Source organism: Niallia taxi, assembly GCF_032818155.1.
Taxonomy (GTDB): domain Bacteria; phylum Bacillota; class Bacilli; order Bacillales; family Cytobacillaceae; genus Niallia; species Niallia taxi_A.
Window position 1 is genome coordinate 845,207 of sequence record NZ_CP102589.1, and the last position, 26,521, is coordinate 871,727.

Sequence of the window (26,521 nt, forward strand, 5' to 3'; positions counted from 1 at the left end):
TATGCTGAAAAAACTGCAAATTAAAAAGCATGCATTAACTGCTATATCCTATATGCTTCCATTAGTAGTAGCATCAGGGCTACTAATTGCCATTGGAAATCTGACAGGCGGGACTGTCATTGGAAATTACCAAGCAGCATTTTCGATTCCGTCCGCTCTTGTCTCTTTAGGTGTTTTGGGAATGGGCTTGCTTGCTCCGGTCATAGCTGGGGCAATTGCCTACTCAATTGCAGACAGACCAGGGATAGCACCAGGCTTGCTGATGGGTCTTATCGCAAATGCGATTGGTGCTGGGTTCCTGGGCGGTATGCTTGGCGGTTTTATCGTCGGTTATTTCGTTCTCTTCTTGAAGAATAATTTGAAGGTGCCGAGATGGGCAGAGGGACTTATGCCGATGATGATTATTCCGCTCATCTCAAGTCTGGTCGTTGGTCTCCTCATGTTCTTCGTGTTAGGGGTGCCAATCGTTTGGGCGACAGATGGAATGACAGCGTTCTTAACGAGCATGCAGGGCTCGATGCGCTTCTTGTTTGGTGCAATCTTAGGCGGCATGGCAGCCTTTGACTTCGGCGGTCCAGTCAATAAAGTCGCTTCCCTTTTTGCTGACGGTCTGTTACTTGAAGGAATTTACGAGCCAGAGGCAGTTAAAATATTGGCATCAATGGTGCCGCCATTCGGTGTCGCGATTTCATGGGTATTATCTAAAGCCTTGAAAAAGAAAAAATATACGAAATCAGAAGAGGATAATATTAAAATCGCCTTTCCAATGGGAGTTTGTATGATCACAGAAGGTGTTATCCCAATTGCTGCGGTTGATATTGTCAGAGTCGTGGTTTCCTGTACACTCGGTGCTGCAGTTGGCGGAGGCTTCTCAATGCTGTGGGGTGTGGGCTCACCAGTGCCATCTGGCGGTATGTTCATTGTACCGGCAATGAATCATCCAATCCTGTTCTGTCTGGCATTGCTGATTGGTTCTGTCGTTACAGGCTTGATGCTGTTCTTCTGGAAGAAGGAGCCTGTAGAAAAAGCGGAAGAGGAAACAACAGAGGAAGAGGAAATGGACTTATCTGATATTAAAATCTCATTCTAATCAGGAGGGAAAAAGCTTATGTATGTTTCCATGAAAGGCATGCTTGCCCGTGCCAACAAAGGAAAGTACGCGGTGATGGCCATCAATTGCTTCAATTTAGAAACAGCAAAGGCAGTCATACTTGCTGCTCAAGAATTACGAGCGCCTGTCATCATTGATCTGCTGCAAGACCATTTACAGGCACATCTTGGCAGTAACCTGCTGACAGGGCCAATTATAGAAATGGCCCGGAATGCAAGTGTGGAGGTTGCTGTTAATCTCGATCACGGCAAGGATGTAGGCTTTGTGAAAAGATGCTTAAGAGATGGCTTTTCAAGTGTCATGATGGATGCGTCAGCATATCCTCTTGAACAAAACATCGAGATTACAAAAAAGATGGTTGAGTTTGCCGAGACCTATGATGCTAGTGTAGAAGGGGAAATCGGCAATATTGGTTCCGTTTCCCGCAATAATTTGACTAGTGATGAAATGTATACAAACCCTGATGCAGCGATTGAGTATGCAAGACGGACAGGAATTGACGCACTGGCGATTTCTTATGGCTCAAGCCACGGCGACTATCCAGATGGCTATATTCCGCCATTCCGCTTTGACATTGTCGAGAAAATCAAGGCAGAAACAAATATACCCCTTGTTCTGCACGGCGGGTCAGGCTGCGGGGAGGCTAATATAAAGAAGTCGATTGCTCTTGGCATCAACAAGATTAACGTTGGCTCTGACTTTATGAAGGCACAAGTAAATAGCATTCAAGAATACTTGAAGGATAATGAAAGTGTCGATTATGTCCGCCTTATACAAGGAACAGTCGATGCTGGCAAGGAAATGGTCAAATATTATATCGACGTGGCTGAATCTACAGGCAAATCATTATAAAAAAAATTCTAAACGGAAAGAGGAGAGACAATGTTAGTAAACATGAAGCAGTTATTAGAAGTGGCACAGGAGCATCAATTTGCGGTGGGAGCCTTTAATGTGGCAGATAGTAATTTCTTAAGAGTTGTTGTGGAAGAGGCAGAGAAGAACAATTCGCCAGCTATTATCGCAGTCCACCCGACAGAGCTTGATTTTACAAAGGATGATTTCTTCCACTATGTGCTTGCTCGCATTAAAAACAGCCATGTTCCATTTGTACTTCATCTCGATCATGGTGACAGTGTGGAAAATATCATGAGAGCAATCCATGTTGGCTTCAGCTCTGTTATGATTGACGGCTCCCTTCTGCCCCTTGAAGAGAATATCAGGATTACAAAGCAAATTGTCGATATCGCCCATCCCCTTGGAGTTTCTGTTGAAGGAGAGCTTGGAACAATCGGCAATACTGGCACAACGATTGAAGGCGGCGTGACAGAGGTTATCTATACAAGACCAGAGGATGCAAAGGAATTTGTGGAAAGCACTGGTGTAGACACATTGGCAGTTGCTATTGGAACTTGCCACGGCATTTATCCGAAGGACATGAAGCCACAGCTGCGCATGGATATTTTGCGCCAAATCAAAGAGGTTGTTGATATTCCGCTCGTTCTGCATGGCGGCTCTGCCAACCCAGATGAAGAAATCGCAGAAGCAGTTAAAATCGGTATTCAAAAGGTAAATATCTCCTCCGATTACAAATACGCCTTCTACAAAAAATGCCGTGAAATACTGGCAGAAACAGAGCTTTGGGATCCAAATGCGATTTATCCTGATTGCATTGATGCGGCAAAAGAAGTAGTTCAATATAAAATGAATTTATTTCAGTCAGTGGATAAGGCAGATGTGTATAGAACTGAGAATGTACTTGCGTGGAGAACGGCCCAGCTTTAAGTAATAATCAAAGGACTTGTATAAAGTGATTAATATTTGTGAAAATAGTCACAAGTAAAAGCAGGAGATAATCTTCCTGCTTTTTTTAATGCTTTATAAAAATATAAATAAAAAAACTCTCCTTTCCTTATGGAAGGGAGAGCAAGCTATTGGTGAATGACTATTATGCTAAAAAGAACCTTAAGAAGGTTTAAGTACAGTGAGAATCTTTCTAATATTATCTATGGACATACCTATCTCCTTAGCATATGAAATCAATTCTATCCAATCGGGATCTAGCTCTGGATTGTCTTTTATAGAATTCAACATATAATCTCCTGTAGGTATTTTGTCACGGTTTTAATCATACGCTAAATAGTTACTTAGATAAAGAAAAAGAGTTCGACATTATTCTACAGAAGCATGGTACCATAGTAACCAATGTCTTTATTAGCATGCTTTATATTCGGTCGGACAGTAATAAATCCTCCAACATAGAATCGCATAACTTTTTAATTTAATAGAATTAGAATAATTAAATAACAAAAAATGTTATAATTTGTATGAAGTTCAATATTCTACTAAAAGCATAAACGCAGGAGGCGGTAAATTGAGAAAAATGAAATCCTATAACGGATATGTATTTATTTTTACTCTTCTTTTATGTTGGATATGGATGCTCTTCTACATGTTTAATGAACTAGTTGACGGAATAGTTGGCGTTGTATTGGCTTGTCTAGCAACACTATTAACATGCTACATAGTGAAAGAAAGAATAGACCGACGAATTTTTATGCATTTTTTAGAAGTGTCTAAAGAAAGATTGCATGTACTTGAAGAGCTAATCGATACATCTGAAATTATTTTAGAAGAGATTGATAACATAACAGAATCTGATGAGAAATCCTCTGTTAGGAATTCGCAAATACAACAAGATTTACAGCATTTTTATCATAGACTAATAAGCTCTGATTTAGAGATTGTATATAAATATATGGAGTATGATTCCATTGTTAGAGTGAAAAATAACTTAACATCACTTAAAGAACTATCTGAAAAGGAATCCTTTATTGATGTAGATGCAACGAGTGCCGTAGAAGATATTAACGAAATGTATTTTATATTTGATACAAATAGACAAAGCGTGGAAGAAATAATGAAAATAAACATTAATTAATAAAATTTAAAGCAACTAAGGAAATTCTCCCTCAAACCCAACATACAATGAAATAACAATATTATTGAGGGTGATGGAAGATGAAAGGCTTCAGCCGTCTTGGAGAGCTTTGGTGGCAGGGCATCACTTTACAGCATGTCTCACATAAAGGAATTATCAACCCGTACTTGGCTTTTCTGTTTGTTGCCTTATTGTTTGAATTGTTTTTAGCAGTGCTTTTCGTTGTGTCCTGCTTTATCTTCTATGTAAACCACTATTGGCCGTCTGCCCCATTTTATATTGGTGCTGCCGTTCTTGCATTGTTAATTGGCATCACAATTTCCTCTGTACTTGTCATTCTTCAACGGAAAAAAGTCACCTAAAAAGCAGCAAATAACTACCCGCACCATTAAGCGGCAATTATTTGCTGCTTTTTTGTTTGTGTACATGTAAGCTACCAGTTTAGCAGCCTAGAAATATGGGAAAGAAAAAGGGAATTAGGCACTTTGTTAAAGGAAAGGGCTTATCACAAGATAACGTTCCGCTAGTAACGGGCATATGATATTAAATATTTACTGTTTAGACCTGCCTTTTGAAATAAATAAATCAAAATGGAGCGATCACATGGCTGACAATAAAGAGGAATTCAAGACATTATTGCTGAGTGTATACAATAAAGGCAATGAGGGTGCAACAATGAAGGAATTGATGAGCCTGTTAGAGTCTGAATTGGCAAAGCTGAATAGCAATGTAGGGCAACGTATCCGGTAAAGGGTTCCTATGTACTTTTGCGTTATTTGCCTATGCCCAGGATGTATTCTATGTCATTTTGGCGTATTAGGTGCAAAGATTTTTTTGAAAAGCTCCGAGCATTTTTGGGGCTTTTCTTTATGCTCAAGAGTTAGAATATGCTTGGTTGTCTGAAAGTGTTCACGGAGTAGTTGTGCTGGTATGGTGAATTGAAAGTGTTCAATGGAAGAAGTACATACTTACTAAAAATGATGGAGATTACAAATGCAGTCAGTCAAAACAGAAGCTACTAGATTTACCTCTTACTCTGACTGGATTTCCTCGCTTTTTAAACAATAGGGAAAGGATACTCTTAAGGTTGTTTTTGTAAGATATATACTTTTTTTACTTGGTATGGAACTCTAGTAAAATTGCAACATAAATATTTTATTTTTACAAATTTTTTTTATTTCTATTACCTTTTTCTGCAAGTATAATAAATTGAATACAAAATTATAGAGATATCAGGGGGAACCAATGAAGCGTTTATTATGTTTATTTACGGCTATTTTGTTGGCTTTAAGCCTTCAGCCTGTGGCTTCATTTGCGATGGGATCTAATGATAAGGATTTCGAAGCATATTTAGCAGAAATAGGCTGGGAGAAACAAGATTATCTTGATTATTTGAAAAGCAAAGATTTGTCTATGAGTGATTTCGAATCTGTTGATGAGCTGGGAACACCGTTAACAGAGGAATCAATTAAGCCGATTTTAACAGACTATGATTTAACAAGAGAAGAATTAAATGAACTTCTTGTTGAATATGGTGAGATAGAAGAGGGACAAGATGTTTTTGATGTTGAATATGATATCTTCGCTGAACATCTTTATGAGACTGTAGGCTACTATTTGGAAGATGACTATGGTATGCCAATCACTGATGAAAACCTTCAACAGCTATTGGATGATTATGGCTTTGCTTCTAAAGCAGAGTTAGAAGAATACCTGCAGCAGTTTGATGAGTCTATTGAATACTATGATTATATTGAAGATCTTGACTACACTGTTGACTATTACATCAATGGCGGTGCAGATTTAGAAGCAGAAATGGATGAGTTGTTCCAATCTTTGCAGCTTACAGATGAAGAGATGGAAAGATTGTTTGAGCATTTCATGACAGTTTATGAGAACAACCCAGATTTTGAGGGTCAATTATTAGCTTTAAGTGATAGAATGATGGCATTTGCAGAATTCGAATCTGCGGACGAGCTGACAGCAGAGCAAATTGCGGAGCTTTTGGATATTTCTAACGATATGCTTGATATCCTGCAGCTTGATGTGAAATATTATCTTGTAAAAGATGGTGTGAAGCAGCCATTATCTATTCAAGCAATGATGACAATGACTTCAACAAACGGAGCAGACTTGCTTATTGAGTTATACAATAAACAAGGAGATTTCCTTGCTGATGTTATTCTTACTAAGGAATTGTTTGGTTCTGATTTAATCAATGAAACAGGTAAAGACCTTCAAGAAGCAGAAAAGATTGTGAAGGAAACACCTGTAAAAGCTTCTACAAAAGCTGTTCAAAAAACAGTAAAAGGCGGAAAGCTGCCAAACACTGCATCCGACTACCTGCAAAACACAATGATCGGACTTGTGATTGTTCTTGCTGGTGTTGTATTGTTTAGACGTGTTTGGGTGAAAGGACAGTAAAAAATGCGAGCAGCCAATAAAAACAGAAGAGGAAATAGTCGCAAGCAATGGATTCTTCTTTCATTGACTGCTGCTGTCATATTAATTGGAGTCTGGGTTGCCAGCTCCAATTTTTATCCTTTCTTAAAAGGCTATTTCCTTTATAAGACAGAGCAAGTGAAGGCAGATGATTTGCCGAAGGAAGAGAAAACTCCTCCACAGGAGGAGGAAAAAGAACCAGCTAAAAGCAGCGAACCGCTTTATACAGAAATGCCGGCAGTAGGGGAGAATATGGGGGAGCTCATTATTCCGAAGCTTGATGCTGTTTTGCCGATTATTCACGGAACGGATGAAGACGAGTTAGAAAAGGGTGTTGGTCATTTCGCCGGCAGTGTAATGCCTGGCGAGAATGACAACACTGTTTTGTCGGGGCACAGGGATACTGTGTTCAGACGGCTTGGCGAAGTCGGTAAAGGTGATCTGCTGACAGTGAAGACATCTGCTGGTGAATTCACTTATAAAGTGAAAAGGGTAAGGATTGTTGATAAGGATGACCGTACTGTAATAGTGCCAAAGCCAAAAGCAACCTTGACCGTTACAACCTGCTACCCGTTCAACTATATCGGTGACGCACCTAGAAGATATATTCTTGTTGCCGATTTAGTAGACGAGGAGCTTAATAGCTGAAAAAAAACGAAGCCTCCAGTAGAGAGGCTTCGTTTTTTTCGAGTCAGGCATTATTAATCAAACGTTTGTTTAAATGTAAAGAAAAGGCGTTCTGAAGCTGTTTTCAGAACGCCCTTTTCTATTTTACTTTAATTGTCCTGTAATTACTTTTGTTACCTGCCTTGTCTTTTGCGTACAGCTTCAAGGAGGTGCCTTTTTTCTGCTTGCTGATTTTTACAGTATAGGTTCCTTTCGAGCTGACAGAGGCTTTTCCTAAATACTTGCTGCCTCTGTATACATATACAGTCGCATATTTCTCCGCACTGCCAGAGATGCTCGTCGATTTATATGTGACTGTTTTTGCACTTGGTATGCCAGGAGCTGTTTTATCTGCTACCTTAATAGAAACAGAACTGCTTTTATTATGGGCCGCATCCTCTGCGTACACCGTTAAATACGTGCCAGCCTTTTGTTTGGCTACTTTAACCTTATAGGCGCCCTTACTGTCTGCCGTTGCACTTCCAAGTGTTGTGCTGCCTCTTTTAACATACACCTTTGCCTTTGCTTCTGTTTTGCCTGTCACATAGGTTGTTAAATCACTTATCGAGGCAACACTTGGCTTGCTTGGTGGTGTCTTGTCCAAGACGGTGACAATGGTATCCTCACTCTTATTGCCAGCTTTATCAGTTGCACTGACAGAAAGCTTTGTACCTGCCTTCTGATTTGTAATCGGAACTAGATAGCCGCCATTTGCACTAACTGTTCCTTTTGCAATTATCGTATTGCCTGAACGTATTTGTATGATAGAGCCTGCTTCGGCACTGCCAGTCATCGCTGTTGATGTATCAATAACAGTTAGCACCTTTGGCTTTGCAGGAGGTGTCCGGTCGATAACCGTGACTGTTGTATCCATTCCTTTATTGCCAGCTTTGTCTGTTGCATTAACATATAGCTTTACGCCAGCCTTTTGCTTGGGGATAGCTACCTTAAAGGCACCCTTGTCATCTGCTGTTGCTTTTCCGATTGTCGTATAGCCAGAACGGACTTGTACAGTCGCACCTGCCTCAGCGGTTCCTGTAACGGCTGTTTGGGCATCACTGACAGAGCTAACATACGGCTTGGCAGGTGCTGTTTTATCTTGCACAGCAATAACTGCCTGTGAACTGCTGCTGCCCATTGCATTGACCGCATAGACCGCAAGCTTTGTGCCAGCCTTTTGCTTTGGAATCGTTATTTGGAAGGTGCCATTGCTTGCTGCTGTACCGCTGCCAATAAGGCTGCCATTTGCTGTGATTTTAATCGTGGTGTCCGGCTCGGCAATTCCACTTAATTTCGTATCAGTATCTGCTATTGCATAAACAGTTGGTGTCGTGGGTACTGCTGAGCTGTTTCCGCTTGTCAGCATGGTATAAGTTATATCTTGACCCTTTGCGGTTGGTACAACAAAGTCCTCTGGCGAGCTTAGCGCCATAACAACAGCACCGCCGCCTTTTAAGGAAAGTGTATCTGTGTCACTGTACAGCTTCACCTTTAGTGCATCAAAAGCAGGGACACCGTTAAAGCCATACGGACCAGAGTCCTTCTTTAATACAAGTGCAGCCCGAAAGTTCGTCATAAATTGACCGAACGACATACTTGGGTCGATGTATTTATGGATGATATCCTCAACAGCTTTGTAGCTGCTGTTTGTGTCTGCAATGATTTCCTTAAAGATGCTGTCACCTTGTCCTGCCTGGTACTTCAAGTATTGCAGGAACAAGTAGGAAAGGGAATAGTTTGCTAATGTGTCTCCATAATAATCCCAGTTAAGTAAGGACTGTCCTGCTGTAATGCTTGTGCTGGTGTTATAATAATCAATCCTGCTTTGCAGGACATTCTTTGCGTATATTTGCTCTGCTGCCATCGACATGCCTTCATCAAGCCATGTGTCTAGCTGTGCTGTTCCTTGAATGAACACGTTTTGATTATAGCTGACCATATGCTGGAACTCGTGGGCAAGTGTCATATAGGCTTCAGAGACGTCTGGTTCACCACCGGATTTTTCCATGAGCGGGTACGTATCAAGGTAGAAAATCTCTGACTTATTTGAGTTTGTGTAATTATATAAGTCGACAGGTGAAAAGTAGCCTGCAACAAAACCGCCTGTGCCATCAAAGCCGTCCTGAATATCAAATGTAAGAATGTTAACCTTTCCATCATTATTTACATCTGATTCATTCCCAAAATTCGCTGTCACTGTACTGTGAATAGAGTCATCAAATTCCTTGCCAAGCTGTGCAGCCTCCTCAGCTGTTATCTCATTATTGTATACCCATACATTATTGTGTGTGCCGCTGTACAGGAGTTTTGCTGTTAGCTGGTAATTTTGCTCTGTTTCCATATTTGTGACCCAAAAGGATTTACTGTCTCCTTCTTCATAGGAGGCAAGAACTGATCTAGTATTTCGTGCTGTTACCTTATCCGCATCCTCTGAATCGAAGGGAATAACATAATCAAGCATATACGCTTCTTTTTCGAGATTTTTGTTAAGCGAATATTCGTCATTGTTTATTTGCATGGAGCCTGTACTTTCACTCACATAGGCATTCGTCGATTCATTGTTGATTAAGCTGTAATAGCTTGTCCCACTGCTGGTGTTCAACGCTGTTCCTGTATAAAAAGGATTTGTTACCTTAAAATAAATAGTGTCCGTATAATATAAATCAGACTGGGTCTTGGAGATGCCAAGCCGGATGTATATATAGGGACTATCATGATAAAGCGATTTAGGAACACTAATATCGAGCTTCATGTTGCCGAACGAGGAAGACATGTCCTTTGAAACGCCTCCAATATACGACATTGATCCGTTACTGTTCGTATAAAATTCAATTGCCAGAAAGGCGTCCTTTATCGTACTGTCGTTTTGCAGAGAAAGATGCATATCCATCGCGGAATCCATTGTTTCAGACGAAGTTACACCAATATAAGTAATCGCATTCATGCTGCCGACACTGTCTGTTAAGTTACCAACAGCTGCACCATCTCTAATGAGCGGAAAATCCTCAGCACTGTCAAAATCAAAGCTTTTGCTTATATCAAGGCGCGGAATCATATTCATATTCAAGCTAGTGCTAACAGCCGCCACTCTCAAGGAAGTTTCCTCAGAGGATTGGGCAAAAGCACTGCAAGGCACTGAAAAGAGTAAAAAAATCGCAGACACCCCAGAAATCATTTTCCTCAATTGTCGTTCATCCTTCCTGAATAAAACCAAATAAAAAACTTGTTTTCTATTCTATCGGAGGATTTTAAGTAGATTGTAATAGTAAAAGATTCCTGAGTATTGACGAATTTTGTCGGAAAGTTTAACTAGTAAATATTTCCTAGTGGAAGTATGATATGAATGGAATCTTTAGGTATTTAGAAGGAATAACAGTGGAAGAGAAATTACTGTTTAGTGTTTTTCTATTACAAAGAGTTAGGTTACTAGAATCTAAAAAAGGGGAGACTGAGGAAATTGAAACAGAGGAATATTTTAGTTGCAATCATACTAGTGCTTGGATTATTGATATTTAGCAAAGGTAATGCTGTACTTGCAGATGCTGGAGATGCCGTGTCTATTAACACAAATCAATCATATAGCAGCACGCTTAAAGATTATGATGATGAGGACTATTATAAAGTCACATTGGCGGAGGATGGAAACATAATTCTATCCATGAACCAGAAGGCTAATGTAAGTTGGTATGCAAGTATTGAAAACAGTAGTGGGGAAGTTCTTGAGGACTTTAATACAGATGACAGTGCGATGGTTTCTGGGGCTGCTTCAAGACAGGTAGGTTTACCAAAAGGCACATATTACATAAAGATAGATAATTATTATAATGCAACAGGCGTAAAATATACTTTTTCTGTACAATTTACTAAAAGTAGCTTTTACGAAAAAGAGAGTAATAACAGTATAACGGCAGCAAATGCAATTGATACAGACAAGATATATAAAGGGACTATCACAGATTATGATGACAGCGATTTTTATAAATTTACCATTAGTGAAGACGGCAATATTGCGTTGTCAATAAAAAACAAAGCAGGCACAAGCTGGTTTGGGCATATTCAGGACAGCAAAGGCATCATTTATGAAGATTTGAATTCCGATGACAGTGAGTTAGTCGATGGCTATTCAATAACAGAGGTAGGTCTTCCAAAAGGCACGTACTATATTAAACTAAATGGGTATTCATCCTATAGTCATGTTCCTTATGAATTCAAAGTTGGCTATATAAAAAGTAATTTTTATGAAAAAGAAAGTAATAATAATGTGACATCCGCAAATAGTCTTAGTTTAAATCAGACGTATTATGGAAGAATTAGTGAATATGACGATGATGATTTTTATAAATTTACACTTGCAAGTGATGGGAAAGTTGTACTTTCTCTAAAAAACTTGGCGGGATCAAGCTGGGAAGCCAAAATTCATAATAGCAAAGGGGAAATTTATCAGACACTGTATTCCGATGACAGTGAATTAGTGGATGGGTATGCTTCTGCCAGTATTGGCCTTCCAAAAGGTACATATTATATAAAGATGACGAATTACAGCAATACTGTTAATAAGCAATATGAATTGAAAGCTGCATTTACAGGCAGTAATAATTACGAAAAAGAGTTTAACGATAATCTTGCAACAGCTAATTTAATGAATTTAAATCAATTGTATTACGGTAATAGTAATACTTCTTATGATAAAGATATTTATAAATTCACCCTTCCTGCAGACGGTAATATATCGGTCAAGTTAAAGCAGGTTCCAAACATGGATTGGCAGGCAACAGTGCAGAATAGTTCAGGTACAAGCTATGTAGAATTAGAAACAAATGACAGTGAGCTAGCAACAGGATATGCTACGGCAAACAAAATGATGAAAAAAGGTACCTACTATTTAGTAATAGAACGTAATTATGGTGATTACTTTAATGCAGCATATGCAGCGAGTGTAACTCTTCAAACGAGTCCAATAAGTGCCTCAAAGGTGAAGTTAGAGAATAATAAGGGGAAAGACGATAAAATATCAGTATCTGGTCTTGTAAAGGGAGATGTTATCAAGGTCTATAATGCAAGTTCAAAAGGACAGGTAATTGCCCAAAATACAGCAGGCAGCAGCACACTCACGCTTTCTGTTAAGCAGATTGGCTTGAAGTCAGGAAAAGTGTATATTTCTGTAACAAAAGCCGGCATGACAGAAAGCTCTAGAGTTGGTATTTCATATACTGGTGAACAGTCAGATCCACTAAAGGTAAGCCAAGTAAAGGTGTATAACAATAAAGGTAAAACTGATGCTGTGAATATAAGCGGTGTGTCTAAGGGAGATACTATCAAAGTGTATAATGCAAGTTCAAAAGGCAAGTTACTTGCAACAAAACAAGTAACTGGAACTTCAGGAAGTATTTCTATCAAGCAGTTAGGAACAAAATCAGGGAAAGTGTATGTAACGATTACGAAAAGCGGCATGAAAGAGAGTGGCAGAACAGCAGTTTCTTATAAAGGAGAGCAGACAACTGCACTTAAATCTTCACAAATCAAAGTGACAAATAATAAAAAGAAAAATGACACTATCGTCGTTAAAGGAATAGCAAAGGGAGATACAATAAAGGTATACAATGCAAGTAAGAACGGGAAATTGCTTGCTTCTGGTACATCAAAGGGAACATCATCTACACTAACAGTTAAACAATTGGGCACAAAATCAGGAAAAGTGTACATTACCATTACAAAAAGCGGTATGACAGAAAGCAGCCGTACTTCTGTAAGTTTCAAAAAAGAATAGTTTTAATAGGTTGCGGGCAGAAATTTTGGCTATAAAAACAGAAAAGGAAGAACTGGGAATTTGCGGTTCTTCCTTTTCTTCATGAAGATCTTCTCGTCCGCCCAGCCTTTGCCTTTTTCGTTGATGCTCTCCTAATAGCAAAAGAGATAATTCTATATATCACATAAATGGCAAAAAACAGTAAAAACCCGTAAATGCCGACAACAGCATCTTGGAATTCCATATTGCCTCTGCCTGTGATGCCTTGCTGTATTTCGATTGCGAAGACAAGGACTAAGATGAGTGTGAAGGTATAGATGAAGGAAATGCTTGTGATGCTCCACTTTGCGAGCCTTTTGAAGATAAAATGAACAATGAAAAAGGAAAGGATACCGATGATGCCGATAATCCAAAGATGCAAATCCTTATCTGTAGCTTGTAAGCCAAGATGGTTGGCTGCATTCATGATTATGTCATGTATTTCGTTCATAATTGCTGCGATAAACCGAATAATATCTGCCATATATTCCTCCTAATCAACACTTTATACCATTAATAACTTATTTTATTATTGTTGGCAAGAAATTATGGCATTACAGGGGGATCGCCGCTCAATGCTTTCACACACATCCATGTTCTGTACATCTGCTTATCAAGAGTATGAGGGGATGCCTGCCTTTAGCTGCAGCTTTTGGCCATTTTGAAACAAAACCGTCGTCTCTTTATTTGTAACAGAGGCAGCAGCAGAAATAAGATTTACATGGGAGAAAAAAATCCAGTGGCAGTCCATTTGACTTGGAGACTGGGTCGGAAATGCATAGATGTTTTTGCGGGGGTTAATGGGGATAGGCACCTTCCTTTTTATACCTGTCAAAAAGGACATCGAGGACCGTCGTCCATCGTATTCTGCTCCGCCGATTAATGCTGCGTGCTTAATCAGCTCCAGCGGCGTTTTCTTTACGTAGTATTCCTCTTTTCCCTCCATGGCAATTGTACCGTACTCCAGGTTGTATGCAGGTATTAGGGCAAGCGTTTTTTCACTGATTTCATAATCATTGCAGATCTTTTCCATAGCCATACACTCCTTATTTGGGATAAAAGGGAGGTTTGTATGCAGCATGCTCTAAGAAAGAGAAAAATTTTTTGCGGAAGGTATTCTCTTGCATTTCTTGGATAAAGTAAAAAATACAGGATTGGAGAGGATTTAAAGGGGGGAAGGAAGCTCGAAAAGACTAAAACTGTTCCTTGTACTCCTTTTCTGCCTGTATGAAAAGAAAACTAGGATTGATGCCGAGTTCCTTGCATAGCTTATATAGTGTAAAGGATTTTGGGATAGATGTGCCTCGTTCGATTCTGCCGATGAAATTTGGGCTCATGCTTGTCCGTTCTGCAAGCCCTTCAAGGGATAAGCCCCTTTTCATTCTCGCATAACGGATTTGTTTTCCTAATGAACTCGCAAAAAATTTCTCATTAATCATGTCAAACCTTCTTTTAGCATTATTATCCATTAAAAAAGAAGGCGTTTCCACAACCGGAAGTTAGTGATTTTACATTAATAGTAAATAGTTTGTGAAAAAAACTTGAACGCACATCTTTTAATGTAAATCCCATTATGGCACGTTTGGACATGTACGTCTTCGGCATTTCGCATCATTCTTTAAAAAAAAGTTTGTAAGTGGAGAGTTTTTTGAAGGGAAAAAAGAAATAGAGGTCGAAATATTTAGGAGAGCAGTACTTTTTTTAAATTCTTGAAAGGGTGATTTTTATTGTTATTCAATCAGCAAAACTAACCAGTCTAGCTAAAGAATGTTTAGAAAACTACGAACTGAAAAAAGATTTATCCTGTGTTGTAAAAACTTCTATGCCTATTTTGTATTTTGGCAATATCAAAAAATATTTTGATTCCCCGATCCGTATTGTTACAGTCGGTTTGAATCCTTCCAAGAAGGAATTCCCTGACCCAGACCCTTTCCTACGCTTTCAGTCAATGAAAAAAGACCAATACTATGATTTCAATCAGCAATATTTGGCTGCCCTAAACGAATACTTCCAAGATAAGCCGTATAAAGAATGGTTTGATCCAGCTTATGAGCCGTTATTGAACGGCCTTAATGCCAGCTTCTATGGAAACATGGAAAACACGGCCATTCATACAGATATTTGTTCGTCCCTTGCGACTTCTCAAACTTGGGAAACGCTCAGTAAAGAAGAGCAACGCAAGCTGGAGGCTGACAGTGTCCAGCTTTGGCACAAGCTTATTGATTATTTGGAGCCGGATGTTATCCTTCTGTCTGTTGCAGGCGAGCATCTTTCTAAAATCCGCTTTGAAACAATTAATGACTGGGAAACAGTTTATACGACACAAATGGATCGCCCGTATTTGCTTAACAGTAAAAGAATAGCCTTAAGCAGCGGCAAGCAGTCATCCATCTATTTCGGAAGAGCAGCAGAATTACCGTTTGGGTTTATTTCAGGTGAAACGAAATATTCCATTGGTAAGCATCTGAAGAAGCTGACAGAAAAGTTGGAATACAACCCAGCCTTTGGTCAAGCCTATATGTTCTCTGCATTGAATATCGACCAAAACGACAGCGAGATTTTTGGTTAAACAAGAAGTAAGCCTCCAAGCTTTGGAGGCTTATTTTTTATTCGTTATCCTTTTGCTCATCAGATTCTTTTTGTTCTTCTTTTAAATTCTTCACTTGTTCTTCGACTTTCTTTTCATCAAGTGGACGGTCCACTGTTTTGTCTTTTAAATCATTAGGTTTAACCATTTCGGACAGCCTCCTTTAAAAGTTTGTACTATATATATAGACGCTGTGGAAAATTTTAAACCCATATCTGAAAAGCAGGTACACTGCAAAGCCTGTGTAAATTTCTGAGATGCCTTTTAAGGAGATGTTATGGTTATGTGGACAAGAGCAGGAAAAACATTAAAAGCAACAGGAGAATTTTTAATTTAGTGTAAAGAATTATGTTGTTTATACTAAAAAAATTCCATTTCCGTTTTTGCTTTTATAATTGTTTGTATAATAGATTGGTAATCAACAAGTAGTGCTATCTAATGAAAGAAAAATTCTGCTAGACGGCAAAGAAACGCTGAAAAGCTAGTGGAGGTTAAAACAATACATGACTAATCCGTTAATAAGCATTATCGTACCGATTTATAATGTTGAGGCATATATGGCAAGATGCTTTATTTCTATTAGTAGCCAGACATACCGAAATATTGAAATAATCGCGGTAAATGACGGCTCAACAGATAACTCCTTCCGTATTTTAGAGGGGCTTGGGAAAGAGGACGATCGAATACATATTTTACATAAAGAAAATGGCGGGCAGGCAAGTGCCCGCAATCTTGGGATGAGTGTGGCCAAAGGTGATTATTTCATGTTTGTCGACAGTGATGATTTTATGGACAGCAATGCTGTTCAAGCTTGTGTTGATGCCGTAAACAGTCAGTCTTGTGATTTAGTTGTGTTTGACTATTACAAGCATAATAAACAAGGTCAAAATGAGCATGTCCACCTTGGCAAAGAGCTGCATAGCTGCACTACAGCACCCTGGAACAAGCTTTATAGCAGAAAGCTATGGGAGAATCATCCTTTTCCTGAGGGCTATTGGTATGAGGATCTCGGCATCGTACCAGTGGTAGTGGCTAACGCTAATAATGTAGTGAAAATCGATAAAGCACTCTACTATTATGATGTTTCAAGGGATTCCTCACAGACAAACACGATAAACCCTTTAAAACTGAAAGATAAGATTCATATGGTTGAAAATGTTTATCGGGAATTAGAAACACAAGGAAAGCTTAATAAAAATATAAACAAGGTTGAGCAATTGTTTATCGATCATCTTTTAAATGGACTATTATTTAAGCTCATGTATGTGGAGGATATGTCGGTAAGGCTGGAAATATCCCGCAGTATAAGAAGCACGATGGATCGCTACTTTCCAAAATGGAAGCATTCTGTGAAGCATAATAATAAAGGCATGAAGAAAATAATGAAAAGAGTCGTTATCCATCAGTACTTGAAGGGGCAGTTTCTGTTAGGAGATATGTTATTGAAGTATCCGCAGCAAATGAAAAAGAAGAGTATGTAATGAGGAAAACTGAAAAAACGAGGTGCTTCTTTGAAAAAGGTTTTAATATCAGCATATTTAAACAATAACTTAGGAGATGATTTGTTCGTTAAAATCTTATGTGAAAGATACCCTCAAGCTCAATTTTATATTTATGAAAATAAAGCAAAGCTTCAGGCTTTTACTGACATAAAAAACTTACATGTTATTTATCCGAATACGCTATTTAAGTTGATCGATAAAATTCCCAATAAGCTTTTCAGCAAGTCGTTAGTTAGAACAGTGATTGGTTTATTTATGGATGCACATGTATGTATCGGTGGCTCTCTTTTTATTGAAAATAAGAATTGGAAAACAAAAATAAACAAGGATAAAGGAAAAATAATCAATAATAAGCCTAACTTTTTGCTAGGGTGTAATTTTGGACCATATGAAAAAACGCAGTTTTACGAAAGCTATCAAAGCATCTTCTCGAGATACGACGATGTTTGTTTTAGAGATAAGCAGTCATATGAGCTGTTTAAGGAGCTGCCAAGTGTCCGCTTAGCTCAAGATGTCGTGTTTAATTTGGAGTATCACGGAGAGGAAGCGTCTGAGAAAACGGTTGGTATTTCCTTGATAGATGTGAGTAGCAGAGAAAATTTAGCTCCATTTAAAGCGGCTTATTTACAGAAGATGAAAGAGGTTTGTGAGCATTATCTCAACAAAAACTATCAAGTAGCTTTATTCTCCTTTTGTAAATATGAAGGCGATGAAACAGCAATAGCTGAATTGTTACAGTTACTAGACACTAAATATAAGTCTAAAGTGAAGGTAGTTCCTTATGAAAACAATTTAGCCTCGGCATTAGCGGAATTGAATAAAGTGGAAATAATGTATGCTACAAGATTTCATTCGATGATTCTTGGCTTTTTATTTAATAAAAAGGTTTTTCCAATCATATACAGTAAAAAAATGACCAATGTTTTGCACGACATGAATTTTCAAGGGAAGTATTGGGAAATCAAGGATATAGCCAAGCTTGAAATGACGGAATTGGATCATTTGGATTATAAAGAGCTCGATATGCAGCATATTATCAAGGATTCCAACAAACAGTTTCTACAGCTTGATAAATACTTAGTGAATGACTGGAAATAAAAAGGAGTCAGTATGAAAGCGAAAAGAAGTCTAATAAATTTAGCCTTTGGATTGATTAGCCAAGGATTAATAATCGCATTAGGTATCTTAATCCCTCGTTTGCTTTTAGTGAATTTTGGTTCTGAGGTGAATGGGTTATTATCCTCCATCGGGCAAATTATTATTTATATGTCTCTTCTAGAAGCAGGAGTTGGAGCCGCCTCATTACAAGCGTTATATAAGCATGTGGCAGGCAGCAGTAAAGAAAATATAAATTCTATTCTTTCCGCTACTTCAAGCTACTATAAGAAAACAGGGATTTACTATTTTATCTGTATCATTCTTCTGTCCGTTATCTATCCGCTTTTTATTGATTCATCAATCGATAAAATGACAATCATGTTCGTCATTCTCGTTACGGGGATGGGAGGAGCTATCAATTTCTATTTCCAAGGGACCTTTAAAGTCTTCTTAGTTGCAGAAGGAAAAAGCTATATAGATACCTCCATCACAACGCTAATAAATATCGTCATAAGTGGTCTAAAGATTATCTTTATCCTTAAAGGCTACAATCTTATCGCAATTCAAACGACACATTTTGTATTAATGATTGTACAAATTATCATTTATCAAATTTATATTAAGAGAAATTATAAATGGTTAGATTTAAAGGTTAAGCCTAACTTTGATGCCATTTCACAAAAAAAATCAGTGATGGTTCACCAAATTTCTTATTTAATCTTTAACAATACCGATGTTCTCATTCTCACTATCTTCACGAATCTGAAGGTTGTTAGTGTATACGTGCTGTACAATATGCTTTTTTCTGTCCTTGATAAAGTAATCAATACGGTTAATAGCAGTGTCACATTCGCACTTGGACAAACATTTCATGAAGGCAAGGAGAAGTTCATAAGCTTGTATAATGCGTACGAAGTCTGCTTCATGTCCTTTGTATTCTCGTTATTCACGGTGGCGTACATCTTCATTTTACCTTTTATGGAGCTGTATACTAGCGGCATTAAGGATATAAACTATATAGATTTTTGGATTCCAACATTATTTGTCATCATTAAATTATTAGTGAATGCGCGAGCGACTTCTAATAATGTTATAAATATTGCAGGCCATTTTAAAAAGACGCAAAACCGTGCCATATTGGAATGTATCATTAACCTTGTTTTCTCTATCACTCTCGTTCAGTTCCTTGGCATATATGGTGTGCTGATTGGCACGATTGCAGCACTGCTTTATCGTTCAATCGACATCGTTTTATATGCAAATAAAAAAATACTCGAACGAAATGCATGGATGACGTTAAGACGATGGCTCACAAATATTGTGCTATTTTCACTGATTGTAGCAGCAGCAAAAACAGTTAATATTTATCCGACTTCTTATGTAACTACGATTATGAGTGCTATTTTAGTTCTAGCCATTTCAGCAGTTATTTTTGTCGTTGTTAATGCACTCCTCGACAGAGAGGTTTATCACTACACGAAAGATATTATTGTTAAATTGGTTCAGAAACAGAAACGAAAAAAAACTATTTCAACATAAGAGAGGGGGATGTATATGGATTTAGAGCATGAATTAAAACAAGCGGGAGTTATGATTAATAACTGTTTTTACACCCATTTTAGCGAAATGAGTGAAATGGATAATGCAACAGATCTTGAAGGGCTTCTAACGGGGAAATTAGTCAGTAACGGCACTTCCTCACAATTGCATTATCTGGAGAATTTTAATCGGGTATTATCTGCACTTTTAAAAGGAAAGCTGTCTGCAGAGGTTTTTCAATTCTATGTAGAAGCGCAATTTTTTATGGAGCGGAAGGATGCTCAGCAATTACTAAACCAGATAACTCATTTAAACGCTTTTAATGAAGGCTCTCTTAATCAGCGAATTACGTTCCCTGACACTGACAAGACTCCAAAAGTGAATGTAATCATCACAACATATAATAGAGAAAGATATTTAGAGCAAGTCATTGATAGCATATTGCAGCAGGATTATCCAAATATCGAGCTAATCGTGATAGATGATAATTCAAAGGACGGAACGCATACGTTAATGAAGCGAAAATACGCTGATGCTTCTAATGTCATTTATATGAGAAATGACAAGAATGAAGGACCTGGGACGAATCGCTTAAAAGCCTTTGTTACACATGGAGATGGCGAGTATATTCTCTTTTTGGACGATGATGATTATCTCGTTGATACAAATTATATAAGCAGGGCAGTCGCTTTTCATGAGAAAAATCCGCAAGTTTCATTTGTGGCAGCGAATGTGTTTATGGAAAAAACGGGAGCGTGTGAATTAGCTCTTTCCGATTTGAAGCTAAGCAATGTTGTAAAAAAATATGATTACTTCATTAACTTTGAGAAACAAGGCTACCCAAAGCCAGCCTCTACCTTAACAACGGTCTTTAAGCGCAAGGCGTTAATAGAGATGGATATTTTCAACATGAAAATGGTGAATGATTCAGCTATCTATTTAAGGTCATTACTCGTTGGCGATGCCGGATTTATTGATACGATTGCCGGTGTTTATAGAATCCACGGCAATAACATCACCTTTAATTTGAAAAGTGATTTTATTATTGAGAATTTAAGAGAAAAGCTAATGATAAAAAATATGGCTGTAAATCGCTTTAACTATGATGCTAAAGCAGTGGAAGCATGGTTTGGAAGTAGTGTGTATGTCACCATCATGTACTACTTAAAATACTCTGCTAAAAACAAAAGTGATTATAATGCTATGTTAAATTGGACAAAGGAAAACTGTCCAACTATTTATAACAAGCTAAAATATGATGCGATGAAATTTTTCGTGATGAGAGGCTTGTCCCGACTGCGGAAATTTGGCCGGAGTGCGATTGCGCAGAAAAGCTAGAGATTAATCAAAAAAGGACTCACTGTTGTTTCCAAAACAATAGTGAGTCCTTTTTATTAGAGAAATATTACTATGCGCTTTTTAATGTGAATAGCCTATCTTTCATGACCATTTTGTGAACTTAAAGGTATGAGGTATTTCGATATGGAATTTTCAAAAAGAAAGGAGGGAAATAAATAGTTTTTAAATGGGTAAAGGAGCCGATTGAGGAAGGTGGGATGAAAACTTAGATTACGGAATTACGAGTATGGATTTAGTTAAGATTAGTTGTGTTTAGAAAATACTCTATGACTAGAAAAAAGAGGGGGGATTTTATTGTTTAAAAAAACATTTAGTCTTATTGTGATTACTGTTTTAGTTTTAGGTATGTTTAATTTGCAAATTATAAGAGCGGAGTCGAAGGATAATTCTACTGATACCTTCAGCCAATCTTCTGAAGAATTCGCAACCAATATGGAGGAGTTACCATTTGATTTAATAGAAGATGTTGAAACAAGTGACTATAAAGAAACAAGTGATAGTATCATATCGGAGGAAGAAGAATACAGTGCAGAGATAGATTTTGATTCAAGTAGTATTGAATTTACAGATGAGAAAGGGAATAGTATTGAGATTTCTTTAGATGACGAAGATTTAGAGTTTAAAGAAAACGATGATGGAACTATAGTTTATGAAAATGAAAATGAAGATTATCAGGTTGAAAATCAAATTTTAGATGGAGGTTTCAGGCAGATTTATACACTGGAATCTGAAGAATCACCTAAAGAATTTAAAATTGACATTGAGTTAGAGAAAAACCAATATTTAGTTGAAGAAGACGGATTATATTATGTTAAAGATGATAAGGGAGAAATAATATTCAGCATTGGGAAGCCGTGGGCTGTTGATAATGAAGGTAATTTTATAGAAAGTCAGTATACTCTCAAAGATAATGCAATATATCAAACAGTAGAATATACGGGCGATAATTATCCTCTTAAAGCTGATCCTTTATTCTGTTCAGATACCATAAATAATACAGATTCAAAGTATTTTGGTAATAGTACAAGTGGTAAATTCTCTGTTTATACAAGAACTTGTGCAAAATTATTCATAACTGCAAACTATGCATTAACACCAGCTATGATGGGGATATTTTCGAATGTTCCTATTGCAGCGGACATGTGGGCCGAAGTTAAAGCAGATGCAAATTTTAAGAAAAGTATATCAAGCTCAAAAGTCAGTAGAGTATTTGAGCAATTTGTATGCCATGCGATAAATCCTCTTACTGTTTGGAAGTCATCATGGAATTTAGAACCTTGGAGACCTGATTTAACTTTGAAACAAACCTATTATGCTGCTTGTAATCCAAAAAAATAATATATATAGGAGTAAAAATGATTGGACTAACTAATAGCTTAAGTGATTATGCATACGAACCAGAAATAGTTGTTATTTTATTACTTTCAGCAGGATTATTCTTCTTGTTTATATTATTATATTGTTTACTGAACTTGAAATTTAATATAATAGGGTTTATTTTGCTTGGACTATCTATAATTATTTATTTACTGGTTGGCATTTACATGGTTGGTAAAGGTTATTACTATGATACAGACCCGAGAGAAGGGCATATATTTAATAATTATGGATTTTTAGAGCTAATTCTATTAACATACCCATACATTTTCCTGACTCTTGCCTGTTGTATAGGTCAGAAAAAATCAAACTAATGAAAGAGTGTAGTTAGGATATGTGTAGTTAAGTCTAGGTAAATACTAAACTAATTAGCAGCTATCGATAAATAGTTTGTTTTTTAAAAATACAATAATTTAAAACTTTAGTGGAATGGAGCGGAGGCCACTCGACAACTAAGGGAAATAGAGGAAAGCGAGTGGGTGCAGCGCAATGAAACGACCTCACTTTAAAGGAATACTTTACATATATTCTAAAAGACTAAAGGATTAAAGGTAGATGAAATTAATATTGTTCGTGGCTAGGTAGGAAATATTTTATTTTTATTCTAACTAGTTTCTATAATATAAAAAACAGCACTCCTTGTTGATTATATCCACCAGCAAGGAGTGCTGCTCTTTTATATTTACCGTTTTACAGCTGTTGTGCTGTCTTGTTTCTCTGGACGTTCCTTGCCGATGCCAAAAGCGAAGAAGCTGATGACAACTAAGATAAGGAATATGATTCCGACAACAAGGGAAACTTGTGTGTCTTTGTTGAAGGCCATGCCGACAAGGACGAACAATAAAAATGCAATCGATGCGTAATTTGTGAATGGAGCGAATGGCATCTTAAATGGATGATTGCTCATTTCAGCCGCATTTGCTTGTCTGAAACGAATTTGGCTGATTAAGATAATAAACCATGGCACCATTCCTGGCAGCACGCTTGCACTATACACATAAACAAAGATGTCTTTTGGTGCTATATAGCTTAAGATAACACCGACTAATAGGCCGACCATAACGCCGATTGTACTGAACAATGGTACGCCGTTTGATGTCAGTTTTCCAAAGAAAGCAGGAGCCTGCTTGTTCATTGCTAATGTGTACAGCATGCGGCCAGCACTGTAAATACCGCTGTTGCAGCCTGACATTGCGGCTGTGATTACAACAAAATTGATGATACCTGCAGCAGCTGTGATACCGACTTTAGCGAATGTCGCAACGAATGGGCTTCCAACAGAGCTGAGCTGATCCCATGGATAAACAGTAACAATAACAAAAATTGCGCCAATATAGAAAATAAGAATACGCCAGATAATGCTGTTAATGGATTTTGTCAGTGTTTTCTTTGGATCCTTCGCTTCACCAGCAGTAATACCAATTAATTCAACCCCTTGATATGCACCGATGACAAGGGAAAGGGCAAAGAAAAATCCTGAGAAGCCACCTGAGAAGAAGCCGCCGTGTGCCCACAGATTGGAAAATCCGATAGCTTGTCCGCCATTACCAAATCCGAAGATGATAATACCTAAGCCTGCAACAATCAATAGAACGATTGTAATTATTTTAATCATCGCGAACCAAAATTCAAATTCGCCAAAGGATTTAACTGAAACTAAGTTAGCAGCTCCAAGGATTGCCATAGCGATTAAGCCTGGAATCCATGCTGGCAAGTCAGGGAACCAATATTTCATATATTCGCCGACTGCGATAATTTCCGACATTCCGACGATTACCCACTGAAACCAGTTGCTCCAAGCAGTCATATAGCCTGCTAGTGGGTGAATGTATTTGTGTCCGAATGTTGCAAATGATCCTGTACTTGGCTCTAAATAGAGCATTTCTCCCATTGCACGCATGATAAAGAAGACGAAGATTCCTGCAATGGCATATGCGAGCAAGACAGAAGGTCCTGTCCAGCCGATTGTTTTGGACGATCCAAGGAATAATCCGACACCGATTGTTCCGCCAAGTGCAATCATTTGGATATGGCGTGATTCCAAGCCTTGTGACAATTTATTATTTGACATGTATATTCCCCTCTTTCACGATTAAGCAGCCGTATTTTTATAAGTAAAAAAAGCTCATGCAGTAGTTATTCGGCAACGAAATGATGAAGACGGAGTGAAATCTATCTCCTAAAAAAACTTCATTTCCTGCAGTATATGAGTTGCATCTTGTAAGCTGATATCTATAAATGTTTATTTAACTTAACCTATCATAATAAATTTATCTAGAAAATACAATTGTATTTGTGGAGAAGACATTAAGAAAGGGTTTTCGTGAACAGGTATTCCTTATTTTGCAATAGTATACTAGAATGGTAATAGCTTACTAAACCTTATAACAACAGCAAATACGATAAATAATGCTATATAACAATAAAAAAAATTTCCGCTAAAAATTTCTTGTAATTTTTGAGAGATGGACAGGAGAAGTAATGTAAAAAAAACAATATTAAAATTTTTCCAATTCCATGGTATAGTTGGTAGCATATAGAGAAGTTTTGATAATAACAGGATAAGAGAGTTAATAATTTGAGATACAGGAGACAATGGATATGGTGGTGAAATCTCCAAAGATGAGAAAAAGAGGACAAGTCGTGTTAGTGCTAGTTTCGATCATTTTTACTTTGTATCAACATCTAGCAGCCAATGAGTCTTTTTTTACGCTAGACTTCTTTATTTTTACAGCCATTGCCTGGTTTGTCGGTTTCCAAATTGACTTAGGCAGCTATTTTGAGCAGAAAGCCCGTTTAAGTGAGGAGAGCTATCGCCTGTTAGTAGATTCCTTGCCAGAGCCGATTTTTATCCATCATAAGAATAAAATTATTTATGTGAATAAGGCAGCCGTAATGATGATGGGGGCAAATTCTACACAAGAATTGATAGGCAGGTCCTTCGGAGAGTTTATTGCACCTGAGCATAAAGAGCGCTGGGAAATGCGGATGAGTCTCGTCAAGACAGAAAATAAGCCGCTTCACCATATAGAATATAAAATGATGCGCCTTGATCAGTCGGTTTTTTATTTTGAAGTGAGCTGCTTGGCGATTACCTTTGACGGTAAAAACGCTGTTCTTGCCCTTGGTACAGATATAACGGAGCGAAAAGAGATTACGAGCCAATATGTCCAGAAGTCCGAGAAGATGGCAATGCTTGGGCAAATGTCTGCAGGAATAGCTCATGAAATCCGCAATCCACTTACAGCGATAAAAGGCTTTATCCAGTTGTTAAAGTCTGATGATAAAAAGAATGAATACTTAGAAATAGTGTTGTCTGAAATTGAGCGGATAAATACAATCGTGGGAGAGTTTCTGTTTCTAGCCAAGCCGACAGCAGATGTGTTTCAAAAGAAAAATATAAAGAACATTATTAATGATGTGGTCACATTTATTAATGCACAGTCCAATCTTTACAATACCCAAATATATACGATGATGGAAGACAGCATTCCGATGATTTTCTGTGAAGAAAACCGCTTGAAGCAAGTATTTCTCAACCTCCTGCAAAACTCGATTGAAGCAATGCCAAACGGTGGAATTATTGCAATAACAGTAAAAATGATGGAGGGCGAACAAATTTCCATCCAAATCGCAGACCAAGGGATGGGCATTGAGGAAGAAAGATTGGCAACACTCGGTGAACCCTTTTATACGACAAAGGAAAAGGGCACAGGGCTTGGGCTGATGACATGCTATAAAATCATTGAAGAAGGTCACCGTGGCCGTATGAGCATTGATAGTACTGTCGGTAAAGGGACAACCGTGCAAATCATCCTGCCAAGCCTAACACAGGAAATGCTTGGGACAAGTATACATACGAAATTTGTAAAAGAATAAAAGAAAGGCAGGCCAAGTGGAAATGGCCTGCTTTTTGTTTGCTTATTTATTAAATTTATTCTTCATCTTATCCTTTAGCTTTTCGCCCATATCTCTTTCTTTATCTTGAACCTTTTCATTCCTTTGGGCTTTTTTTGCAGCGTCCATTGCTTTGTCTTTGTATTGGTCAAAATTACTCATTTCTATCAGCCTCCTAAGAAAGTTTATATCCTATATATAGACTTTCTGCCAGAAGATA

General features: G+C 37.8%; 25 protein-coding genes. 17 read left to right on the forward strand and 8 right to left on the reverse strand.

Features of this window, described 5'->3' with window-relative positions:
* Nucleotides 1-4 precede the first annotated feature (4 nt).
* The 3 genes from NQZ71_RS04225 to NQZ71_RS04235 are packed head-to-tail and all read left to right on the forward strand — an operon-like array spanning nt 5 to nt 2,893.
* Nucleotides 5-1,090 carry a PTS fructose transporter subunit IIC gene (locus tag NQZ71_RS04225; protein WP_317011725.1) on the forward strand — a complete coding sequence of 362 codons (1,086 nt, stop codon included), beginning with the start codon at nt 5-7 and terminating at the stop codon, nt 1,088-1,090.
* Nucleotides 1,091-1,108: 18 nt separating this feature from the next.
* Nucleotides 1,109-1,963, forward strand: a complete 855-nt coding sequence (locus NQZ71_RS04230; protein ID WP_317011379.1) for a class II fructose-bisphosphate aldolase — start codon at nt 1,109-1,111, stop codon at nt 1,961-1,963.
* Nucleotides 1,964-1,993: 30 nt separating this feature from the next.
* Complete coding sequence (locus NQZ71_RS04235; protein WP_144454040.1) at nt 1,994-2,893, forward strand: ketose-bisphosphate aldolase; 900 nt, start codon at nt 1,994-1,996, stop codon at nt 2,891-2,893.
* 180 nt (nt 2,894-3,073) lie between these two features.
* On the opposite strand, the gene NQZ71_RS26190 is transcribed toward NQZ71_RS04235, so the two are convergent.
* A complete protein-coding gene (locus NQZ71_RS26190) occupies nt 3,074-3,202 on the reverse strand; it encodes an anti-repressor SinI family protein (RefSeq protein WP_375545307.1) in 129 nt (42 codons plus the stop codon).
* A gap of 346 nt (nt 3,203-3,548) precedes the next feature.
* On the opposite strand from NQZ71_RS26190, the gene NQZ71_RS04240 reads away from it, so the two are divergent.
* From NQZ71_RS04240 to NQZ71_RS04260, 5 genes are all read left to right on the forward strand, one after another.
* A complete protein-coding gene (locus NQZ71_RS04240) occupies nt 3,549-4,049 on the forward strand; it encodes a hypothetical protein (protein ID WP_317011380.1) in 501 nt (166 codons plus the stop codon).
* A gap of 80 nt (nt 4,050-4,129) precedes the next feature.
* Nucleotides 4,130-4,411, forward strand: coding sequence for a hypothetical protein (locus NQZ71_RS04245; protein ID WP_317011381.1), 282 nt, complete (start codon nt 4,130-4,132; stop codon nt 4,409-4,411).
* Nucleotides 4,412-4,652: 241 nt separating this feature from the next.
* The gene (locus NQZ71_RS04250; RefSeq protein WP_164849632.1) at nt 4,653-4,799 is read left to right on the forward strand and encodes a hypothetical protein; all 147 of its coding nucleotides are present in this window, start codon (nt 4,653-4,655) and stop codon (nt 4,797-4,799) included.
* 495 nt (nt 4,800-5,294) lie between these two features.
* Complete coding sequence (locus tag NQZ71_RS04255) at nt 5,295-6,473, forward strand: processed acidic surface protein (protein WP_317011382.1); 1,179 nt, start codon at nt 5,295-5,297, stop codon at nt 6,471-6,473.
* A 3-nt stretch (nt 6,474-6,476) separates the two neighbouring features.
* Nucleotides 6,477-7,139: a class D sortase gene (locus NQZ71_RS04260; protein ID WP_144454032.1), complete on the forward strand. Its 663-nt coding sequence runs from the start codon at nt 6,477-6,479 to the stop codon at nt 7,137-7,139.
* A 118-nt stretch (nt 7,140-7,257) separates the two neighbouring features.
* On the opposite strand, the gene NQZ71_RS04265 is transcribed toward NQZ71_RS04260, so the two are convergent.
* On the reverse strand, nt 7,258-10,332 hold the full coding sequence (locus NQZ71_RS04265; protein ID WP_317011726.1) for an Ig-like domain-containing protein: 3,075 nt from the start codon (nt 10,330-10,332) through the stop codon (nt 7,258-7,260).
* Nucleotides 10,333-10,614: 282 nt separating this feature from the next.
* Here NQZ71_RS04265 and NQZ71_RS04270 point away from each other — a divergent pair, with 282 nt between their 5' ends.
* On the forward strand, nt 10,615-12,924 hold the full coding sequence (locus NQZ71_RS04270; protein ID WP_317011384.1) for a hypothetical protein: 2,310 nt from the start codon (nt 10,615-10,617) through the stop codon (nt 12,922-12,924).
* 79 nt (nt 12,925-13,003) lie between these two features.
* On the opposite strand, the gene NQZ71_RS04275 is transcribed toward NQZ71_RS04270, so the two are convergent.
* The 3 genes from NQZ71_RS04275 to NQZ71_RS04285 form a co-directional block, all read right to left on the reverse strand.
* Complete coding sequence (locus NQZ71_RS04275) at nt 13,004-13,426, reverse strand: hypothetical protein (RefSeq protein WP_144454030.1); 423 nt, start codon at nt 13,424-13,426, stop codon at nt 13,004-13,006.
* Nucleotides 13,427-13,555: 129 nt separating this feature from the next.
* Entirely contained in the window at nt 13,556-13,975 is a 420-nt protein-coding gene (locus tag NQZ71_RS04280; protein ID WP_317011385.1) for a competence protein ComK, read from the reverse strand.
* Nucleotides 13,976-14,135: 160 nt separating this feature from the next.
* A complete protein-coding gene (locus NQZ71_RS04285; RefSeq protein ID WP_182103405.1) occupies nt 14,136-14,381 on the reverse strand; it encodes a helix-turn-helix domain-containing protein in 246 nt (81 codons plus the stop codon).
* Between the two features lie 383 nt (nt 14,382-14,764).
* On the opposite strand from NQZ71_RS04285, the gene NQZ71_RS04290 reads away from it, so the two are divergent.
* Nucleotides 14,765-15,511 carry a hypothetical protein gene (locus NQZ71_RS04290; RefSeq protein ID WP_317011386.1) on the forward strand — a complete coding sequence of 249 codons (747 nt, stop codon included), beginning with the start codon at nt 14,765-14,767 and terminating at the stop codon, nt 15,509-15,511.
* 37 nt (nt 15,512-15,548) lie between these two features.
* Here NQZ71_RS04290 and NQZ71_RS04295 read toward each other — a convergent pair whose 3' ends face one another.
* Nucleotides 15,549-15,677, reverse strand: a complete 129-nt coding sequence (locus NQZ71_RS04295; protein WP_260055542.1) for a hypothetical protein — start codon at nt 15,675-15,677, stop codon at nt 15,549-15,551.
* 355 nt (nt 15,678-16,032) lie between these two features.
* On the opposite strand from NQZ71_RS04295, the gene NQZ71_RS04300 reads away from it, so the two are divergent.
* The 6 genes from NQZ71_RS04300 (at nt 16,033) to NQZ71_RS04325 (ending at nt 22,718) form a co-directional block, all read left to right on the forward strand.
* Entirely contained in the window at nt 16,033-17,010 is a 978-nt protein-coding gene (locus tag NQZ71_RS04300) for a glycosyltransferase family 2 protein (RefSeq protein ID WP_317011387.1), read from the forward strand.
* Nucleotides 17,011-17,040: 30 nt separating this feature from the next.
* The gene (locus tag NQZ71_RS04305; RefSeq protein WP_317011388.1) at nt 17,041-18,129 is read left to right on the forward strand and encodes a polysaccharide pyruvyl transferase family protein; all 1,089 of its coding nucleotides are present in this window, start codon (nt 17,041-17,043) and stop codon (nt 18,127-18,129) included.
* Nucleotides 18,130-18,141: 12 nt separating this feature from the next.
* Nucleotides 18,142-19,668, forward strand: coding sequence for a lipopolysaccharide biosynthesis protein (locus NQZ71_RS04310; protein WP_317011389.1), 1,527 nt, complete (start codon nt 18,142-18,144; stop codon nt 19,666-19,668).
* A 15-nt stretch (nt 19,669-19,683) separates the two neighbouring features.
* Nucleotides 19,684-21,006 (forward strand): glycosyltransferase family 2 protein, encoded by a 1,323-nt coding sequence (locus NQZ71_RS04315; RefSeq protein WP_317011390.1) that lies wholly within the window; start codon nt 19,684-19,686, stop codon nt 21,004-21,006.
* A 315-nt stretch (nt 21,007-21,321) separates the two neighbouring features.
* A complete protein-coding gene (locus NQZ71_RS04320) occupies nt 21,322-22,365 on the forward strand; it encodes a DUF2599 domain-containing protein (protein WP_317011391.1) in 1,044 nt (347 codons plus the stop codon).
* Between the two features lie 17 nt (nt 22,366-22,382).
* On the forward strand, nt 22,383-22,718 hold the full coding sequence (locus NQZ71_RS04325; RefSeq protein ID WP_317011392.1) for a hypothetical protein: 336 nt from the start codon (nt 22,383-22,385) through the stop codon (nt 22,716-22,718).
* Between the two features lie 368 nt (nt 22,719-23,086).
* Here the strand turns inward: NQZ71_RS04325 and NQZ71_RS04330 are convergent, their stop codons facing one another.
* Nucleotides 23,087-24,475: an amino acid permease gene (locus NQZ71_RS04330; RefSeq protein ID WP_260055549.1), complete on the reverse strand. Its 1,389-nt coding sequence runs from the start codon at nt 24,473-24,475 to the stop codon at nt 23,087-23,089.
* Between the two features lie 530 nt (nt 24,476-25,005).
* On the opposite strand from NQZ71_RS04330, the gene NQZ71_RS04335 reads away from it, so the two are divergent.
* Nucleotides 25,006-26,283: an ATP-binding protein gene (locus NQZ71_RS04335; protein WP_317011393.1), complete on the forward strand. Its 1,278-nt coding sequence runs from the start codon at nt 25,006-25,008 to the stop codon at nt 26,281-26,283.
* A gap of 42 nt (nt 26,284-26,325) precedes the next feature.
* On the opposite strand, the gene NQZ71_RS04340 is transcribed toward NQZ71_RS04335, so the two are convergent.
* Complete coding sequence (locus NQZ71_RS04340) at nt 26,326-26,463, reverse strand: hypothetical protein (protein ID WP_186303957.1); 138 nt, start codon at nt 26,461-26,463, stop codon at nt 26,326-26,328.
* Nucleotides 26,464-26,521: the final 58 nt, after the last annotated feature.

Bases quoted from the DNA above. Each gene is read 5' to 3' on its own strand.
- NQZ71_RS04230 (WP_317011379.1), top strand. From the start codon at position 1,109: ATGTATGTTTCCATGAAAGGCATGCTTGCCCGTGCCAACAAAGGAAAG.
- NQZ71_RS04235 (WP_144454040.1), top strand. From the start codon at position 1,994: ATGTTAGTAAACATGAAGCAGTTATTAGAAGTGGCACAGGAGCATCAA.
- NQZ71_RS26190 (WP_375545307.1), bottom strand. From the start codon at position 3,202: ATGTTGAATTCTATAAAAGACAATCCAGAGCTAGATCCCGATTGGATA.
- NQZ71_RS04240 (WP_317011380.1), top strand. From the start codon at position 3,549: ATGCTCTTCTACATGTTTAATGAACTAGTTGACGGAATAGTTGGCGTT.
- NQZ71_RS04245 (WP_317011381.1), top strand. From the start codon at position 4,130: ATGAAAGGCTTCAGCCGTCTTGGAGAGCTTTGGTGGCAGGGCATCACT.
- NQZ71_RS04250 (WP_164849632.1), top strand. From the start codon at position 4,653: ATGGCTGACAATAAAGAGGAATTCAAGACATTATTGCTGAGTGTATAC.
- NQZ71_RS04255 (WP_317011382.1), top strand. From the start codon at position 5,295: ATGAAGCGTTTATTATGTTTATTTACGGCTATTTTGTTGGCTTTAAGC.
- NQZ71_RS04260 (WP_144454032.1), top strand. From the start codon at position 6,477: ATGCGAGCAGCCAATAAAAACAGAAGAGGAAATAGTCGCAAGCAATGG.
- NQZ71_RS04265 (WP_317011726.1), bottom strand. From the start codon at position 10,332: ATGATTTCTGGGGTGTCTGCGATTTTTTTACTCTTTTCAGTGCCTTGC.
- NQZ71_RS04275 (WP_144454030.1), bottom strand. From the start codon at position 13,426: ATGGCAGATATTATTCGGTTTATCGCAGCAATTATGAACGAAATACAT.
- NQZ71_RS04280 (WP_317011385.1), bottom strand. From the start codon at position 13,975: ATGGAAAAGATCTGCAATGATTATGAAATCAGTGAAAAAACGCTTGCC.
- NQZ71_RS04285 (WP_182103405.1), bottom strand. From the start codon at position 14,381: ATGATTAATGAGAAATTTTTTGCGAGTTCATTAGGAAAACAAATCCGT.
- NQZ71_RS04290 (WP_317011386.1), top strand. From the start codon at position 14,765: ATGCCTATTTTGTATTTTGGCAATATCAAAAAATATTTTGATTCCCCG.
- NQZ71_RS04295 (WP_260055542.1), bottom strand. From the start codon at position 15,677: ATGGTTAAACCTAATGATTTAAAAGACAAAACAGTGGACCGTCCACTT.
- NQZ71_RS04300 (WP_317011387.1), top strand. From the start codon at position 16,033: ATGACTAATCCGTTAATAAGCATTATCGTACCGATTTATAATGTTGAG.
- NQZ71_RS04310 (WP_317011389.1), top strand. From the start codon at position 18,142: ATGAAAGCGAAAAGAAGTCTAATAAATTTAGCCTTTGGATTGATTAGC.
- NQZ71_RS04315 (WP_317011390.1), top strand. From the start codon at position 19,684: ATGGATTTAGAGCATGAATTAAAACAAGCGGGAGTTATGATTAATAAC.
- NQZ71_RS04325 (WP_317011392.1), top strand. From the start codon at position 22,383: ATGATTGGACTAACTAATAGCTTAAGTGATTATGCATACGAACCAGAA.
- NQZ71_RS04330 (WP_260055549.1), bottom strand. From the start codon at position 24,475: ATGTCAAATAATAAATTGTCACAAGGCTTGGAATCACGCCATATCCAA.
- NQZ71_RS04335 (WP_317011393.1), top strand. From the start codon at position 25,006: ATGGTGGTGAAATCTCCAAAGATGAGAAAAAGAGGACAAGTCGTGTTA.
- NQZ71_RS04340 (WP_186303957.1), bottom strand. From the start codon at position 26,463: ATGAGTAATTTTGACCAATACAAAGACAAAGCAATGGACGCTGCAAAA.